17 protein-coding genes are annotated in these 14,913 nt (G+C 68.0%); 7 read left to right on the forward strand and 10 right to left on the reverse strand.

Features of this window, described 5'->3' with window-relative positions; all coding sequences use genetic code 11:
- The first annotated feature begins 152 nt into the window (after positions 1-152).
- The gene (locus DIE21_RS00495) at positions 153-1,076 is read left to right on the forward strand and encodes a LysR substrate-binding domain-containing protein (RefSeq protein ID WP_124494995.1); all 924 of its coding nucleotides are present in this window, start codon (positions 153-155) and stop codon (positions 1,074-1,076) included.
- Between the two features lie 49 nt (positions 1,077-1,125).
- Here DIE21_RS00495 and DIE21_RS00500 read toward each other — a convergent pair whose 3' ends face one another.
- From DIE21_RS00500 to DIE21_RS00510, 3 genes are all read right to left on the reverse strand, one after another.
- Positions 1,126-2,274: an exo-alpha-sialidase gene (locus tag DIE21_RS00500; RefSeq protein ID WP_124494997.1), complete on the reverse strand. Its 1,149-nt coding sequence runs from the start codon at positions 2,272-2,274 to the stop codon at positions 1,126-1,128.
- Between the two features lie 56 nt (positions 2,275-2,330).
- Positions 2,331-2,600 (reverse strand): MoaD/ThiS family protein, encoded by a 270-nt coding sequence (locus DIE21_RS00505; RefSeq protein ID WP_060107490.1) that lies wholly within the window; start codon positions 2,598-2,600, stop codon positions 2,331-2,333.
- Between the two features lie 117 nt (positions 2,601-2,717).
- Positions 2,718-3,116 carry a nuclear transport factor 2 family protein gene (locus DIE21_RS00510; protein ID WP_124494998.1) on the reverse strand — a complete coding sequence of 133 codons (399 nt, stop codon included), beginning with the start codon at positions 3,114-3,116 and terminating at the stop codon, positions 2,718-2,720.
- A 79-nt stretch (positions 3,117-3,195) separates the two neighbouring features.
- Here DIE21_RS00510 and DIE21_RS00515 point away from each other — a divergent pair, with 79 nt between their 5' ends.
- On the forward strand, positions 3,196-4,137 hold the full coding sequence (locus DIE21_RS00515) for a LysR substrate-binding domain-containing protein (RefSeq protein ID WP_124495000.1): 942 nt from the start codon (positions 3,196-3,198) through the stop codon (positions 4,135-4,137).
- A 30-nt stretch (positions 4,138-4,167) separates the two neighbouring features.
- Here DIE21_RS00515 and DIE21_RS00520 read toward each other — a convergent pair whose 3' ends face one another.
- Positions 4,168-4,857 carry an aspartyl/asparaginyl beta-hydroxylase domain-containing protein gene (locus DIE21_RS00520; RefSeq protein ID WP_124495002.1) on the reverse strand — a complete coding sequence of 230 codons (690 nt, stop codon included), beginning with the start codon at positions 4,855-4,857 and terminating at the stop codon, positions 4,168-4,170.
- A 204-nt stretch (positions 4,858-5,061) separates the two neighbouring features.
- Here DIE21_RS00520 and DIE21_RS00525 point away from each other — a divergent pair, with 204 nt between their 5' ends.
- Positions 5,062-5,406, forward strand: a complete 345-nt coding sequence (locus tag DIE21_RS00525; protein ID WP_124495004.1) for a DUF4148 domain-containing protein — start codon at positions 5,062-5,064, stop codon at positions 5,404-5,406.
- 71 nt (positions 5,407-5,477) lie between these two features.
- Complete coding sequence (locus DIE21_RS00530) at positions 5,478-5,756, forward strand: DUF4148 domain-containing protein (RefSeq protein ID WP_124495005.1); 279 nt, start codon at positions 5,478-5,480, stop codon at positions 5,754-5,756.
- A 268-nt stretch (positions 5,757-6,024) separates the two neighbouring features.
- On the opposite strand, the gene DIE21_RS00535 is transcribed toward DIE21_RS00530, so the two are convergent.
- A complete protein-coding gene (locus DIE21_RS00535) occupies positions 6,025-6,552 on the reverse strand; it encodes a cytochrome b (RefSeq protein WP_124495007.1) in 528 nt (175 codons plus the stop codon).
- A 276-nt stretch (positions 6,553-6,828) separates the two neighbouring features.
- Here DIE21_RS00535 and DIE21_RS00540 point away from each other — a divergent pair, with 276 nt between their 5' ends.
- From DIE21_RS00540 to DIE21_RS00550, 3 genes are all read left to right on the forward strand, one after another.
- Entirely contained in the window at positions 6,829-7,254 is a 426-nt protein-coding gene (locus DIE21_RS00540; protein WP_124495009.1) for a hypothetical protein, read from the forward strand.
- 72 nt (positions 7,255-7,326) lie between these two features.
- Entirely contained in the window at positions 7,327-8,496 is a 1,170-nt protein-coding gene (gene hpnI / locus DIE21_RS00545; RefSeq protein WP_124495011.1) for a bacteriohopanetetrol glucosamine biosynthesis glycosyltransferase HpnI, read from the forward strand.
- Positions 8,493-9,584: a lysylphosphatidylglycerol synthase domain-containing protein gene (locus tag DIE21_RS00550; RefSeq protein ID WP_124495013.1), complete on the forward strand. Its 1,092-nt coding sequence runs from the start codon at positions 8,493-8,495 to the stop codon at positions 9,582-9,584. Before hpnI ends, DIE21_RS00550 begins: the two co-directional genes overlap by 4 nt.
- Before the next feature lie 67 nt (positions 9,585-9,651).
- Here DIE21_RS00550 and denD read toward each other — a convergent pair whose 3' ends face one another.
- From denD to otnK, 5 genes are all read right to left on the reverse strand, one after another.
- On the reverse strand, positions 9,652-10,623 hold the full coding sequence (denD, locus tag DIE21_RS00555; RefSeq protein ID WP_124495015.1) for a D-erythronate dehydrogenase: 972 nt from the start codon (positions 10,621-10,623) through the stop codon (positions 9,652-9,654).
- Positions 10,624-10,651: 28 nt separating this feature from the next.
- The gene (otnI, locus tag DIE21_RS00560; protein ID WP_124495017.1) at positions 10,652-11,428 is read right to left on the reverse strand and encodes a 2-oxo-tetronate isomerase; all 777 of its coding nucleotides are present in this window, start codon (positions 11,426-11,428) and stop codon (positions 10,652-10,654) included.
- A gap of 83 nt (positions 11,429-11,511) precedes the next feature.
- A complete protein-coding gene (locus DIE21_RS00565) occupies positions 11,512-12,837 on the reverse strand; it encodes an MFS transporter (RefSeq protein WP_124495018.1) in 1,326 nt (441 codons plus the stop codon).
- 137 nt (positions 12,838-12,974) lie between these two features.
- Complete coding sequence (locus DIE21_RS00570; protein ID WP_409364610.1) at positions 12,975-13,616, reverse strand: aldolase; 642 nt, start codon at positions 13,614-13,616, stop codon at positions 12,975-12,977.
- Positions 13,613-14,911, reverse strand: a complete 1,299-nt coding sequence (gene otnK / locus DIE21_RS00575) for a 3-oxo-tetronate kinase (RefSeq protein WP_124495020.1) — start codon at positions 14,909-14,911, stop codon at positions 13,613-13,615. Before otnK ends, DIE21_RS00570 begins: the two co-directional genes overlap by 4 nt.
- Positions 14,912-14,913 lie beyond the last annotated feature (2 nt).

The following is a 14,913-nucleotide window of genomic DNA, read 5'->3' on the forward strand; positions in this document are numbered from 1 at the left end:
TCTCCGGTTCGACCGTGGTTCGACGGTTGCTGCCGCGGCACCGTGCCGCGACGTCCCGCAAGGCTACCGGCGTTGCGCACCCGCTTCAATTCACCTAATCTCACCCGGATTGAATCGAATTCAACCCGGCCGGATCCGGCCCGCGAGGCCCCGTGTTCTCGAAAATTCCCCTGACTGCATTGCGTGTATTCGAGTCGTCCGCGCGGCTCGGTGCGTTCAAGGCGGCCGCCGATGAACTCTCCGTGACGCCCGCCGCCGTATCGCATCAGATCAAGTCGCTCGAAAGCCGGCTCGGCGTGCTGCTGTTCGAGCGCGGCGCGAGCGGCGTGCGGCTCACGGAGGAGGGCGAGCGCCTGTTTCGCGCGTGCCACGACGCGTTGCTCGGCATGAGCCGCGGGCTCGACGCGGTGCGCCCCGCGGCGGCCGACGCACGCACGCTGGTGCTGACCACCACGCCCGCATTCGCCGCGATGTGGCTGATTCCGAGGCTCGGCTGCTTCCGCCGCGTCGATCCGCAGTTGCACATCAAGGTGGAAACCGGCAACACGCTCGTCGATCTCGAACGCGATGCGCGAATCGATCTCGCGATACGCGCGACGTCGCGCACGTTTCCGGCGCTGCACGAGATCGCGCTGATCGACGAGTATTTCGGCGCGTACGCGGCGCGCGACTTTGACATCGGTTGCGCCGACGAGCGGCTCGAGTTGATCGAGACCGCGTGGGATACGCCGCTGCCGGTGTCGATCGACTGGGCGTCGTGGTGTCGTGCGGCCGGCCGCGAAGCGTGGCTCGAGCGCGCGGTGTTTCGCCATTACGACGACGAGCATTACGCGCTGCAGGCCGTGCTGCACGGGCAAGGCGTCGGGCTGCTCAGTTCGGTGCTGGCCGCCGAGCACGTCGCGCGCGACGCGCTGACGCCGATCGAATCGTCGGTGCGGCTCGCCGGCGCGCGTTTCGTCGCGCTGTGCCGGCCCGGAAGGGAGCGTGAGCCGCAGGTGCGGCGGTTTCTCGACTGGCTCGAGGCGGAAATCGCACACACGCGTGCGGCGGTCGCGCGAATCGCGCCGGCTGCGTGAAGCAACGGCCGGGCGCTGGCATGCCGCCGCGGTGCGTGCGGGTCGTTCGTTACGCGAAACGCACGCAATACACCGGCGGCAAATGCGCGGAGACCTGCCGCCAGGTGTCGCCGCCGTCACCGGACGTCCATAACCCGCCCGTCGTCGACGCCATCGCGAGACGCGTGCCGGAGTCGTCCACCGCGAGCCCGTGCCGATACACGAGGTCATAGGCCGGCGCAGGCGGCAACCCGTTCGACAGGCTCTCGAAACTGCGGCCGCCGTCGCGCGTGCGCGTGACGACGAACCGGCCGTTCACCGGAATCCGGCACGCATCCTTCACGGCCGGTACGAACCACGCGATGTCGGGGTCCGCCGGATGCACGGCGACCGCGAAGCCGAAGCTTGACGGCTGCGCTTCGATGCGCTGCCAGTGCGCGGCGCCGTCGGTCGAGCGGAAGATCGCGCAGTGATGCTGGGTCCACAGCACGTCGGGATTGGCCGCGCACTGGACGACGCGGTGCGGATCCTGCACGTTGGGCTCGCCGCGCCGCTCGGGCGGCATGTAATCGGCTTCCATGCCGTCGGCGCTGACACGCCAGGTCGCGCCGCCATCGAAGGTCTGCCAGACGCCGCCGCACGAGATGCCGATCGTCACGTGCCGGCTGTCGCGCGGATCGACCATCACCGAATGGATGCCGGGCGCGTCGTAGCCGCCGCCGAACCACTCGGGGCGCTCCGGGCGATCCCACAGCGCGCGGTTGAGCACCCACGAATCGCCGCCGTCGCCGGAGCGGAACAGTCCGCCGGGTATCGTGCCGGCCCACAGTACGCCCGGCTCGTCGGCGCCGCCGGTTTCGAGCGACCAGATCTGCTGAAGCGTCCAGGGCGGGCGCGGCGGGGCGGGCGCCTCGTCGTCCGCATCGCCGGCGCCTGCGTGTGCGCCGGCATCGGCGCGCGGCGCGTCGGCGGGCTGCGGCGGATACACGGGAACCGCGCATTCTTCCCATTCGGCCGCGCCGGCGCGTCGGCGGTGCAGTTTGACGCCGAAATGGCCGAGATTGAGCGCCGCATACAGCGTGCCGTCGCGCGGGTCGGCCAGTGCCATGCTGACCGGTTCGCCGATGAAGTGCGGCTCGCCGAGCGACCAGCCGCCGTTGCCGTCGGCGTGCATCACGAACAGGCCCTTGCGGGTCGCGACGAGCAGTCGATCGTTCATGTCGGGTGTCTCCTGTGGGCGCGGTCGGGCACGTGCTTCGATGCGGATGCGTCCCCTTATCCGCCCGACAACGCCTGCACGACGTAGACGCGGCTGGCATCGCCGAGTACATCGGACAAATGCTGCCGGTCGCGCACCGGCTGGCCGTCGATGAATACCGACAGGTGCTTTCTCAGCGCGCCCTGGTCGTCGACGATGTAGCCGCGCAGCCGCGGCTGTTCGCCGAAGACGGTTTCGAGCGCTTCGCCGAGCGTGCGGGCGTCGATGTCGCGCTCGGGCGTATCGATATGCCGCTGGATCGACGCCGCGAAGAAGAGGTGGGCCATGACAGTGGCTGGCAGGAGCCGCGCGGGGGAACGGTCTGTAGTTTAGGCGATCGATCGGGCCGGCGACGCAGCGATGTTGCTGCGCCGCGCAATGGCCGATTCGCGCGTTCCGCCCGGCTATGCGTACTTGTCGCCGACCATGCTGCGGATCGGATGCGTGTCATAGACGATGATCATGCGCTCGATGCGCGCGTCGTCGTCGAATTCGAATACGTCGACGCACTCGAACCGCACGGCGGAGCCGTCTTTCAGTACCCAGTCGTAAACGAAATAGCCGGTGGCCCGACGTGCGCCCGTCGCGCTGACGCAGATGTCGATCGGCGTGATCCGGCTTTGTCCGGATGCCGCCGCGACTTTTTCGAAGAAGGGCTGCGGCGTCATCCAGCCGAGAAACGGCGAGCAGATCCGCGCGTCCGGCGCGAACAACGCACAGATCGCGGCGACGTCGCCGCGTTCGAGCGTTTTCAGGTAGGTATCGACCTGCCGCGTGTATAGTGCGTCGGACGAAGAGACCATGGTATTTCTCCGCTGATTGTTGAACGAGCCATCCGCGACAGCCGTCGCGATCCGGTTCAACCACGATAGCGATGCAGCGATGACCGAACAAACGAAAAATCCGCAACCCGGGTATGCCGCCGGCGCATATCCGCTGGCGGATCTGACCCGCGCGCTGCCGCCGCTGACGGCATTCCAGGCATTTGTCGCCGCCGCCGAACTTGGCAGCTTCAACCGGGCCGCTGAGCATCTGTGCCGGACCCAGGGCGCGGTGAGCCGTCAGGTGCAGCAACTGGAAGCGCACTACCGATGTGCGTTGTTCGTCCGCCATCCGTCGGGATTGACGTTGACCACGGAAGGCGGCGCGTTGCTGACGGTGGCCGTCGACGTACTCGCGCAACTGGCGCGGCACGCTCACGCCCATGCGCATTCCGCGTCGACGCTGACGTTGCGGTTGCCTTCCACGTTCGCGATTCGCTGGTTGCTGCCGCGGCTGTCGGCGCTCAATCATGCGTTGCCGCGGACCGAACTGCGCATTCACACGTCGGCGGACGACACACCGGATTTCACCGGTGCCGATTTCGATGCCATCGTCGTGCGCGGCACCGGAAACTGGGCGGGCATGGCGGCGGTCCCGCTGTTCGACGAATGCCTCACGCCAATGTGTACGCGCGAGGCCGGCGCGTCGTTGAAGTCGGTCGCCGATCTCGCGCATGTGACGCTGCTGCATCCCGCGCGCAATCGCGATGAATGGCGATGCTGGCTCGACGCCGTCGGCGCCACGCAGATCGACCCGGGCACCGGGCTCGTATTCGATACGCTCGAACTGACGCTGACGGCCGCGGCTCAGGCCCACGGCGTCGCGATCGGCGACCCGCGCATGGCGGCGGATCGGCTGGAAGCCGGAACGCTCGTCGCACCGTTTCCGGACGTGGTGCGCAACGGTCTCGGCTATTACCTCGTCTACCCGGTGCAGCGCGCCGCGCAACCCGCGATTCAAGCACTCTCGGACGTCCTGACGCGCCTCGCGCGTGAGGATTGAGATCGCAACAAGCGTGCGTCGGGCGGTTGGCTAAACCGGAATCGACCGCCCGCGCATCCGGATCCCGAGCCGCACGAGGCCGATCACAGCATTCGACAGCCAGGTGAGCAAGCGCGGCATGCCGCGCCGGCGGATATCGAGCAGCAGCACGATCCGCACTTCGTCGCTGTCGTTCCATGCCTCGTGCACGAAGGTGTCGTCCCACAGCAGGAAGCGGCCTTCCTCGAGCCGGTATTCGCGGCCGTCGACCTTCAGCACGGCGGCCGGCGTGCCGTCCGCGCGCTTCGGCATCGACAGCACCAGATAACCGCGCAGGATGCCGCGGAACGGCCCGCGGTGCGGCGGGATGTGCTTGGCCGGCGCGAGGAACGACAGCGACGCGGACAGCACGTCCGGCGACGCCGCGACGAGCGATGCGACGGTCGGGCAGCGCGACAGGTTGCGCGGGAACGGCTGGCCATAAGCCTGCATGATGAACATCCGCCAGTCGCGCGCATCGTTGGCCGAGATGTCGTGCTGCTCGCGCATGATCTCGTGAAAACGCGGGATGCGCGGCAGGTCGCGCGCGACCGCCAGCGCTTCCGCACGGATCGCGGGCCACGCCCGGACAAAACGCTCGGCGTCGGGAAACGCGGCCGTGTCGAGCACGGCGCCGCCGTCGATATGGCGGTCGTACAGCGTGCGAAGCAGGCCGGCTGCATAGTCGTAAGCGACGGACATGATCGAGGGGCGGTCCACAGGGTGTCGTCAGTCTGCCCCACGCGCGGTGGGGCCTGCGTTACGTCAGGTTACGCCGGCTGACGAAAGAATGACAGTTCGTCGAACGTCCGGCGCGCGCGGTCCGGGACGCCGGGAATAAACGGACGCCTCGCGTCGTCATACGGGATGTAGCACGTCGTCTCGTTGACTTCAGAGGAGTGGAGCATGAATACGCATTGGCTGGTGGCCGCCACGGTGGTGGCGATTTCCGTCGCGACGGTCGCGACGACTGCGTCGGCACAGGCACTGACGCGCGCGCAGGTCAGGCAGCAACTGATCGACGCTGAAAACAACGGGCTGCGCTTCGTGACCGACACGTCGTATCCGGACGTGAGTCCGCTATTGCGGCGGCAGGTCGAACAGATGCCGCAGCATCAGGCCGAGACCGCGGTCGGCAGCGATCCGGCCGCGACTTCCGATGCGGGGAGGCCGGCGGTGCTGCCGGCCCGCCCGCCCTCGGCCGCGTGCGTGGGCCCCGAGAGCTTCTGCACGCCCTATTTCGGAAGCTGACACGGTGGCCCGCGTCGGCGGGTTAGACATTTACCACGTTTGATCGGTACGCAACATTGAAGGAGTTTGTGATGAAAACTTGTATCGTACTACTGATGATGATCGGCGCACTCTCCGGTCAGTCCGCATTCGCGCAATCGAATGCGCCGCTTACGCGTGCCCAGGTTCGCGAGGAGCTGATCCGTCTGGAGGCGGCCGGGTATGACCCGTCGAAGGGCGACGACGGCGAATATCCGGCGGACATCCAGGCCGCGCAAGCGAAGCTCGCCGAGCAGGATCAGGCGAGGATGGCGGCTTCGGCAGCCGCGCATGCGCAGGCCTCCGGCATGCCGGCGCAGGTCGGCAACTAGGGCGCCGATATGTACATATGCGCCTTCAGGCCGTCGTGTTCGCGTTCCGGCAATACGCATGCCGTTCGCGGCGCGCGGCCTGGACGAACGGTACGGACGGCCATGCCGTCGATTGCGCGCCGCTTCGCGCGGCGCCGCGATCGTCTCGTCGTCCGGTTCCGATGGGCGCGCCGGTCGAGCGCAGGATGAGCAGGGATCCGGACGATATCGCGATCCGTACCGGCCGGGTTTGCGCCCGCGACGGCGTGCCGGGAGGCGAGTGGCGAGCCTACCAGGGCATCATCCGTTGCATGACCTGGTCGCGCAGGACGAAACGATGCGCGACCGCGGCCGCGACGTGAAGGCAAATACCGCCGAACAGCACCCACGCGAGGATGCCGTGCACGTCGCCCATCGCGTGCCCGAATCCCGATCCGGCCGCCGACAGCGCCGGCAGCGGGACGATGCCGACCAGCGTCACGGCCCATGCACGCGACGACGCATTGATCCAGCCGAGCAACGGCACCGCGATCAGCAGTGCATAGAGCGCGAAATGCGTTGCGCCTGACAGCGCGCGCATCGTGGGCGTCAGTTCGTCGGCGGGCGGACGATGCGTCGCGCGCCAGAGTACCCGACAGGCCATCGCGGCGAGCAGCGCGGTGCCCACGATCAGGTGCGCGGCGATCAGCCCGACCGGGCGGGTATCGCGATGCACGTCGGGCATCGTCCAGCCGATCACATACTGCGCGACGACAAGCGCCACGATCAGCCAGTGGAGAAGGCGCGCGACGGCGTCGTATCGGGTGGGCGTAGACATGAAAGCTCCTGGCAAGCAGTGGGACCGCATCTTTCGACGGATTCTACGGCGGGATCGTTAACGAGACGTTAAGGGCGCGCCCGCGCGCCGGGTTCGGCCGGTAATGCGACAAGGGCGGAGCCGCATGGTCGATTCGTGTGCAGGCGTCTGCAATCGCGTGCGCCCGACTTGTGCACGCAACGCAGCGAATTGTAATGGCGCCGTCTCACGCGTCGCCGATCATGACGAACGCTTGAGGTTTGCCGCCGGTATTCCCGCTACGATCGGCCGCGATACTTGAGCGGCGTTCTTCGTTTCCCTTCAATTCGGTTTCAGATTGACCCGCGCAACGCGAACGGGAGCATCTTCACCGTGACACCCTCGACGATCGGGCGCTGGCGAGCCCACCTGCTGATCGCTGCGCTGGCCGGCATGTTCATTCAATGTTGCGTGCTGGTGTCGTTGCTCGTATTGCGCGTGCCCGAAGCATTCTTCACCACGATGATGTTTCGCGCGTGGGCCTTCGTTGCTGTCGGGACCGCCATCCTTGCTGCCCGCAAGCTGTCCGAGGCGGCGTTCAGGGCAGCAGCCGTCCGCGGACACGTGCGTGTGACCGGAATCGATCGACGCACGGTAGTCGTGTCATCTGATTGCGCATACCGTTTGCTTGTCGTCCTTCATATCAGGCTCAACGGGAACCGGTTCGCCCGGGTGTACGCGTAAGCGCACCTTCGCGCCTGCCGGTGCCGGTGCCGGTGCCGGGCCGGGATGGCATGGGCAATCACGGGGGGAAGCATGGTTTTGCTGCATCTGTTGCACTGGCTGGGCCCGGCACTGTCGATCGCGTGCGGGATCGGCGCGGTGCTGGGCATTGCATACGTCGCGGTGGCGAGCGTGTTGATCGGCTGGTTCTTTTCGCGGCCGGTGGCGGTGCCGTGCGACTATCCGGGCGTGACCGTCGCGAAGCCGCTGCACGGCGACGAATGGCATCTCGTACAGCATCTCGAAAGCTTCTTCGTGCAGGATTATCCGGGGCCGGTTCAGTACCTGTTCGGCGTGCACGATGCGAGCGACGCCGCGCTCGCGGCCGTCGACGTGTTGCGCGCGCGCTATCCCGGCGCGAACATCAAGGCTGTCGCGGATGCGCGGCTTTACGGGCCGAACCGCAAGATCGCCAATCTCGTCAACATGCTCGAACACGCGGAGTATTCGGTGCTCTGTCTCGCCGACAGCGACGTGCTGGTCGAGCGCGATTATTTGCGCGCCGTCGTCGGCGCGCTACAGCAGACGAATGTCGGGATCGTGACGAGCGTGTATCGCGGCGTCCCATCGCCCGGCTTCTGGCCCGGCGTTGCCGCCACAATGACGAATTTCCACTTCCTGCCCGGCGTCGTCACCGGGCTCTTCATCGGGCGCGCCCGGCCGTGCTTTGGTCAGACGATAGCGATCACGCGCGCGACGCTCGAACGCATCGGCGGGCTGACACGCTTCGCACATCACCTGGCCGAGGATCACGCGCTCGGCGAGGCGGTTCGGCAGATGGGCGCCCATGTCGCGATCCCGCCGTTCGTCGTCGGGCATGCGTGTGTCGAAGAAACGTTCGCGACCCTGTTTGCGCATGAATTGCGCTGGAGCCGCACGATCCGCGCGGCCGATCGGCCCGGTCATGCCGGCTCGGTACTGATGCACCCGCTGCCGCTCGCGCTGCTCGCGGTGCTGCTGTCCGGCGGCGCGGCCGCCGCCTGCTGGCTGACGGTCGCGGCGCTCGTCGCGCGGGCGTTGCTGGTGCTCAGGACGATCCGTGCGGCCCGCGTCGGCATGCGCGGCGCAATCTGGCTGCCGTTCGTGGACATCCTGCAGTTCGTGATCTTCGTATCGAGCTTCTTTTCGTCGCAGGTCATCTGGCGCGGCACGCGCTTTCGCGTCGACCGCGAAGGGATGCTGTCACCGGCGGGCGAATCATGACGCAACGGGAGACGACCGCGGGTGACACCCGCGCGGAGCCGCCGCCCGCGCGCCGCGACGCGCGGCTCCGGCATGCGGGGCGCGCGGCCGCGCTCGCCGGTCTGGCGATCGCGGTGTGGCTGATCTGGCGCGAGCATCCGCTGGAAATCCTGCAGCGCCTGCAGACCGCCGGCGCCGGGCTGGTGGTCGCGGCGCTCGCGCATATCCTGCCCATGCTCGCGAATGCGTGGGACTGGCGGATGCTGATCGGCGGCCGGCGCCGGCCATCCTTCGCGACGATGCTGAAGCTCGTCTGGATTCGCGAGTCGATCAACGGATTGTTGCCGGTCGCGCGGATCGGCGGCGAAATCGTGTCGTTCGGTTTGCTGCGGCAGGCGGGCGTGCGGCCGGCGACCATCGTGGCGAGCCTCGTCGCCGACATGCAACTGACGCTGATCAGCCAGCTGGTGTTCGCGCTGGCCGCGATTGGCTACGTGCTCGGGCATGCGTCGTCCGATGCCGCTCGCGTGGCCGCGAACCTTGCCATCGGCATGGCCGCGCTGGTGCCGGTGCTGCTGCTGTTCGCGCTGATGCAGCATGCGCGGCCGTTCGAGCGCGCGATGCGGGTGCTCAATCGTGTGACGAGCGGCAAGGTGGTTGCACTCGTCGGCGAATCGGCGCGCACCGATCAGTCGATTCGGATGATCTGGCGCAAGACCGGCACCGTGGTCCGCTATCTGGCGATCTGGCAGACGCTGCAATTCATCGGCTATGCGCTGGAAATCTGGCTCGCGCTCCATTTTCTCGGCGCGGATCCGACCTTCGCGCAGGCGCTCGCGATCGAGGCGTTGATCCAGTTGCTGAGCAGTGTCGCGTTCGCGATGCCGGGCGGACTGGGCGTACAAGAGGGCGGGTTCGTGCTGATCGGCGGACTGCTCGGGTTCGACGCGCCGACCTGTCTGGCGCTGGCTGGTGCCCGCCGCGTGCGCGATCTGCTGTTCTATCTGCCGGGCTTGCTGGCGTGGCAGCACGCGGCCGGCGCGGCGCGCTCGCCGGACGGAACGAAGCGCGCATCGATACGCAGCGGGGAATCCGCCGGGCCGCGCTGACGCGGCCTGGCGCTGCCTGCCCGACGAGCGGGCAGCGGCGCTGCCGCCGCGCCGGGCGGCGCGGCCGTCAACGCCGTTCGTCGGCGATGTAGCTGCGGATCACGTCCGCGAACGACGTGTCGCCCGTCAATCCGAGCGCTTGCGCGCGCGTCGTGTCCCAGCGGCCCGGCCAGCTGCCGACGATCTTCTCGACGCGTTCGTCCGGCGCATGGCGGATCCGCTTCACGACGTCGTCGCCCGCGACTTCGCGCAGCGCCGCGATCATCTCGTCGACCGACACCGACAGGCCGGGCAGGTTGATCACGCGCTTGTTGCCGAGCTTCTCGCTGTCGAGCTCGCAACCGGCGACGAGCGCTTCGATCGCGCCGCGCGGCGACAGCAGCCACAGCCGCGTGGAACCCGGCACCGGGCACACGCTTTCCTCGCCGTTCAGCGGCTCGCGGATGATGCCGCTCGCGAACGACGACGCGGCCGCGTTCGGGCGGCCCGGCCGCACGCTGATGGTCGGCAGCCGCAGCACGCGGCCGTCGACGAAGCCGCGCCGCGCGTAGTCGCACAGCAGCAGTTCGGCGATCGCCTTCTCCGCGCCGTACGACGATTGCGGATTCAGCGCGGTGTCGTCTTGCACGACGTCGGGCAGCACGCCGCCGTAGACGGCCACCGAGCTCGTGAACACGACGCGCGGACGATGGCCGCGCGCGCGGCACACCTCGAGCAGCGTGCGCGACGCGTCGAGGTTGATCCGCATGCCGAGATCGAAATCGGCTTCGGCCTGCCCGCTGACGATCGCCGCGAGGTGGAAGATCGCGCCCGTCTGCGTGTCGATCGCGCTTTCGAGCACCGCGCGATCGGCGATGTCGCCGACGATCGACGTCACGCGCGCATCGCCGAAATCGCTGCCCTTGACGACGTCGAGCAGCACCAGCTCGTCGATCCTGCCGGTGCGGCCGTCGGGGCCGGTCAGCTCGCCGCGCTCGAGCAGCTTGCGCGCGAGACGCTGGCCGAGAAAGCCGGCGCCGCCGGTGATCAGTACTTTCATGTTGTGAGCCCTCTTCGGAATGCCTGGATTACAGATACGGCTTGAGCCAGCCGAGCCCTTCGGACGTGCCGGCCTTCGGGCGATACTCGCAGCCGATCCAGCCGTCGTAGCCGAGCGCGTCGATCAGCGCGAACAGATACGGGTAGTTGAGTTCGCCGATGTCCGGCTCGTGGCGCTCGGGCACGCCGGCGATCTGGATGTGGCCGATACCCGCGAAATCGCGCTTGAGCTTCATCGCGAGGTCGCCCTCGACGATCTGGCAGTGATAGCAGTCGAACTGCACCTTCAGGTTCGGCGCGCCGACTTCCGCGCAGATTTCATGCGCGTCGTCCTGGCGGCTCAGGAAATAGCCGGGCATGTCGCGCGGGTTGATCGGCTCGATCAGGATCGTGATGCCTCGCGCGAAGGCGGCCTGCGCCGCATGCCGCAGGTTCGCCACGTAGGTGTCTCGATGGCGTGCGCGGTCGGCGCCCGGCGCGACCATCCCGGCCATCACGTGCAGCTTCTTGTTGCCGAGCACGCGCGCATAGTCGAGCGCCTGGTCGATGCCGCGCCGGAACTCGTCCTCGCGGCCCGGCAGCGACGCGATCCCGCGTTCGCCGGCGGCCCAGTCGCCGGGCGGCGCGTTGAACAGCGCCTGCTCGAGGTTGTGCGCGTCGAGGCGCGCGCGGATGTCCTCGGCGGCGAAGTCGTACGGAAACAGGTACTCGACGGCCTTGAAGCCGTCATGCGAGGCAGCGGCGAAGCGTTCGAGGAACGCGTGCTCGGTGTACATCATCGAGAGGTTGGCGGCGAAGCGGGGCATGGCAGCGGCTCCTGTGAATGAATGGGGCGGGGCGCACGGCGCCCCGCGTCGAATGGCGGATCGGCAGGCAGCGGATCAGCGGATCAGCGGTTCACGAGTTTCGCGGGCGTGAGCCACACGGCGATCGCACCGATCACGAGCATCGCCGCGAGCACGTACATGCCGGAGGACGTACTGTGCGTGGCGTCCTTCAGGTAGCCGATCACGTACGGGCTCGCGAACCCGGCGAGGTTGCCGACCGAGTTGATGATCGCGATCCCGGCGGCCGCGGCGGAGCCGGCGAGGAACGCGGTCGGCAGCGACCAGAACAGCGGTGCGCAGGTCAGCACGCCGCCGGCCGCGAGCGACAGGAACACGATCGACACTGCCGTATTGTGCGAGTACGACGCGGCGACCGCAAACCCGGCCGCACCCATCAGCGCCGGCACGATCAGGTGCCAGCGGCGTTCGCGGCGCTTGTCCGCGCTGTGGCCGAACAGGTTCATCACGACGATCGCGACGACGAACGGGATCGCCGACAGCAGGCCGATCTGGAGCGTATCGGTGATGCCGGTCGACTTGACGAGCGTCGGCATCCAGAACGTGAGGCCATACTGGCCGGTGACGAACGCGAAGTAGATCAGTGACATCCACCACATGCGCGGGTCGGAGAACACGGCCTTCAACGAATGACCGTGCTGCTGCTGTTCCTGCGGCTGCGCGGCGATTTCGTCCTCGAGCAGCTGCTTCTCGCGCGCGTCGAGCCACTTTGCGCTGCGGATGCCGTTGTCGAGATACAGGATCGTCGCGATGCCGACGAGCAGGGCCGGCACGGCCTCGATCACGAACATCCATTGCCAGCCGTGAAAGCCCGAGCCGCCGTGAAAGCGCTCCATGATCCAGCCCGACAGCGGGTTGCCGAAGATGCCCGACACCGGAATCGCCGACATGAACACCGCGATGATCTTCGCGCGGCGATGCGACGGGAACCAGTACGTGAGGTACAGGATCACGCCGGGATAGAAGCCGGCTTCCGCGAGACCGAGCAGGAAGCGCAGCACGTAGAACTGCGTCGGCGTCTTCACGAACGCGAACACGGCGGACAGCAGGCCCCACGTGATCATGATCCGCGCGATCCAGATGCGCGCGCCGATGCGGTGCATCAGCAGGTTGCTCGGCAGCTCGAACAGGAAGTAGCCGAGGAAGAAGATGCCGGCGCCGAGGCCGAACACGGTTTCGCTGAACGCGAGGTCCTGCGACATCTGCAGCTTCGCGAAGCCGACGTTCACGCGGTCGAGATACGCGACCACGTAGCAGAGCATCAGGAACGGCACGATGCGCCAGAACACTTTCTTGTAGGTGCGGTCGAGCTCGGCCGGTTGGGCGGGCGCGGCGGGCGAGCGGCTTGCGGCCGCGTCGAGTGCAGTCATCGTCGTCTCCAGGGATATTGTGTGCTGGCAGCGCGTACGCCGCCGGATTCGTGTGTGTGCTGACGGAAGGGCCCGCGCACACGGCGGGCATGGGAATCGGTTCGTAGTCCTGTGTGATTCGTGCGCGACGCGTTGCGTTACCAGCGCGCGCCGAAGCTCTGGCGCAGTTCGTCGAGCGCCGCATCGGACAGCGGCTCGGGCTTCGGGTTCGTCATCAGCCACAGCCGCGCGGTTTCCTCGAGTTCCTCGAGCGCATACGACGCGTGCGACACCGACGGGCCCCACATCACCGGGCCGAGGCGGTCGAGCAGCACGCCGCGCACCTGGTCGGCGAGCGCCGCGACTTCGGCCGCGACGGCCGGGTCGCCGGGACGGCGATAGCGGATCAGCGGAATGTGGCCGACCTTCATCACGTAGTACGGCGTGATCGGCGGCAGCACGTCGGTGTCGCGCCACACGCCCGCGAGCGTCAGCGCGACGAGGTGCGTCGAATGCGTGTGGACGATGCCGTTGGCTTCGGTGTTGCGCGCGTAGATCCCGCGATGCAGCGCGAGCGTCTTCGACGGCTTGCCGCCCGATACCGGCTGGCCGTCGAGGCCGACCTTCGCGATGTGGTTCGGGTCGAGCCGGCCGAGGCACGCGTCGGTCGGCGTGATCAGCCAGCCGTCGGCAAGCCGCGCGCTGATGTTGCCGGCGCTGCCGACCGCATGGCCGCGCGCATACAGGCTCGCGCCGACGACGCAGATCTCTTCGCGCAGTTTCGCTTCGTCGCTCATCATGCGGCTCCGTCGAGTGCGCGCAGCGCCTTGTCGAAAAAGTCCACCGTGCCGAAGTTGCCGGACTTCAGTGCGAGGGCGAGCGGCTGCGCGTCGATGGTGGCCGTGGCCGGCACGCCCGGATCGATCTGCGCGCCGATCTGCAGCGACTTCACGTCGAGCGCCTGCACGACCGCGCCGGACGTCTCGCCGCCGGCCACGACGAACTTGCGCACGCCGAGCTCACGCAGGCCGCGGGCGATCGCCGCGAGCGTGCTTTCGACGAGATGGCCGGCCGCTTCGACGCCGAGCGCCTGCTGGACGTTCCTCACTTCGTCGGGCGTCGCGGTCGCATAGATCAGCACGGGTTGCGGCAGGTGCGAGCGTGCGAAGGCGAGCGCGGCATCGACGACGGGTTCGCCGCGTACAGCCGCGAGCGGATCGACGCGGAAGCTCGGTCGCGTCGCGCACCATTCGGCGACTTGCGCGTTGGTGGCCTTCGACGCGCTGCCGGCGAGCACGGCCGACAACCCGTCGATGCGCGGCAGCGAGGCCGCGTTGTCGCGCTGGGGCAGCAATTCCGCGCGACGGAAATTCGCCGGCAGGCCGAGCGCGACACCCGAGCCGCCGGTGACGAGCGGCAGGCCCGCGCATGCTTCGCCGAGCACGTAGAGGTCGCGATCCGACAGCGCGTCGGCGATCGCGAAGCGTGCGCCTTCCGCGCGCAGCTGCTCGATCCGCGCGCGTACGGCCGCCGCGCCCAGTGCGATCGTGTCGTAGCGGATCAGTCCGACGGGCGACTTCGTCTGCCGCTGCAGCACGCGCACGAGATTCGCGTCCGTCATCGGCGTGAGCGGGTGGTTCTCCATCCCCGATTCGTTCAGCAGCACGTCGCCGACGAACAGGTGGCCGCGGAAGATCGTGCGGCCGTTCTCCGGGAACGCCGGGCAGGCGATCGTGAAGCCGCCGCCGGCCGCATCGAGCAGCGCGTCGGCGACGGGCCCGATGTTGCCCGCGTCGGTCGAGTCGAACGTCGAGCAGTACTTGAAGAAGAACTGGCGGCAACCCTGCGCGCGTAGCCATTCGTAGGCGGCGAGCGATTGCGCGACGGCGTCGGCGGCGGGAATCGTGCGCGATTTCAGCGCGACGACGATCGCGTCGGCGTCGACTGCCGTGTCGACTGCGGCGCCGCCGGCGGGCACGCCGATCGTCTGCACGGTACGCATGCCGCTCTTGACGAGCATGTTCGCGAGATCGGTCGCGCCGGTGAAATCGTCGGCGATGCAGCCGAGCAGGGGACGGGAAGCGGAAGCGGTCATGG

Origin of the sequence: Burkholderia sp. Bp9140 (assembly GCF_003853425.1) — a bacterium.
Classification (GTDB): Bacteria; Pseudomonadota; Gammaproteobacteria; order Burkholderiales; family Burkholderiaceae; genus Burkholderia.

Excerpts from the sequence above, each read along its gene's own strand:
- DIE21_RS00500 (WP_124494997.1), bottom strand. The coding sequence starts at position 2,274 with ATGAACGATCGACTGCTCGTCGCGACCCGCAAGGGCCTGTTCGTGATG.
- DIE21_RS00505 (WP_060107490.1), bottom strand. The coding sequence starts at position 2,600 with ATGGCCCACCTCTTCTTCGCGGCGTCGATCCAGCGGCATATCGATACG.
- DIE21_RS00510 (WP_124494998.1), bottom strand. The coding sequence starts at position 3,116 with ATGGTCTCTTCGTCCGACGCACTATACACGCGGCAGGTCGATACCTAC.
- DIE21_RS00515 (WP_124495000.1), top strand. The coding sequence starts at position 3,196 with ATGACCGAACAAACGAAAAATCCGCAACCCGGGTATGCCGCCGGCGCA.
- DIE21_RS00520 (WP_124495002.1), bottom strand. The coding sequence starts at position 4,857 with ATGTCCGTCGCTTACGACTATGCAGCCGGCCTGCTTCGCACGCTGTAC.
- DIE21_RS00525 (WP_124495004.1), top strand. The coding sequence starts at position 5,062 with ATGAATACGCATTGGCTGGTGGCCGCCACGGTGGTGGCGATTTCCGTC.
- DIE21_RS00530 (WP_124495005.1), top strand. The coding sequence starts at position 5,478 with ATGAAAACTTGTATCGTACTACTGATGATGATCGGCGCACTCTCCGGT.
- DIE21_RS00535 (WP_124495007.1), bottom strand. The coding sequence starts at position 6,552 with ATGTCTACGCCCACCCGATACGACGCCGTCGCGCGCCTTCTCCACTGG.
- hpnI (WP_124495011.1), top strand. The coding sequence starts at position 7,327 with ATGGTTTTGCTGCATCTGTTGCACTGGCTGGGCCCGGCACTGTCGATC.
- DIE21_RS00550 (WP_124495013.1), top strand. The coding sequence starts at position 8,493 with ATGACGCAACGGGAGACGACCGCGGGTGACACCCGCGCGGAGCCGCCG.
- denD (WP_124495015.1), bottom strand. The coding sequence starts at position 10,623 with ATGAAAGTACTGATCACCGGCGGCGCCGGCTTTCTCGGCCAGCGTCTC.
- otnI (WP_124495017.1), bottom strand. The coding sequence starts at position 11,428 with ATGCCCCGCTTCGCCGCCAACCTCTCGATGATGTACACCGAGCACGCG.
- DIE21_RS00565 (WP_124495018.1), bottom strand. The coding sequence starts at position 12,837 with ATGACTGCACTCGACGCGGCCGCAAGCCGCTCGCCCGCCGCGCCCGCC.
- DIE21_RS00570 (WP_409364610.1), bottom strand. The coding sequence starts at position 13,616 with ATGATGAGCGACGAAGCGAAACTGCGCGAAGAGATCTGCGTCGTCGGC.
- otnK (WP_124495020.1), bottom strand. The coding sequence starts at position 14,911 with ATGACCGCTTCCGCTTCCCGTCCCCTGCTCGGCTGCATCGCCGACGAT.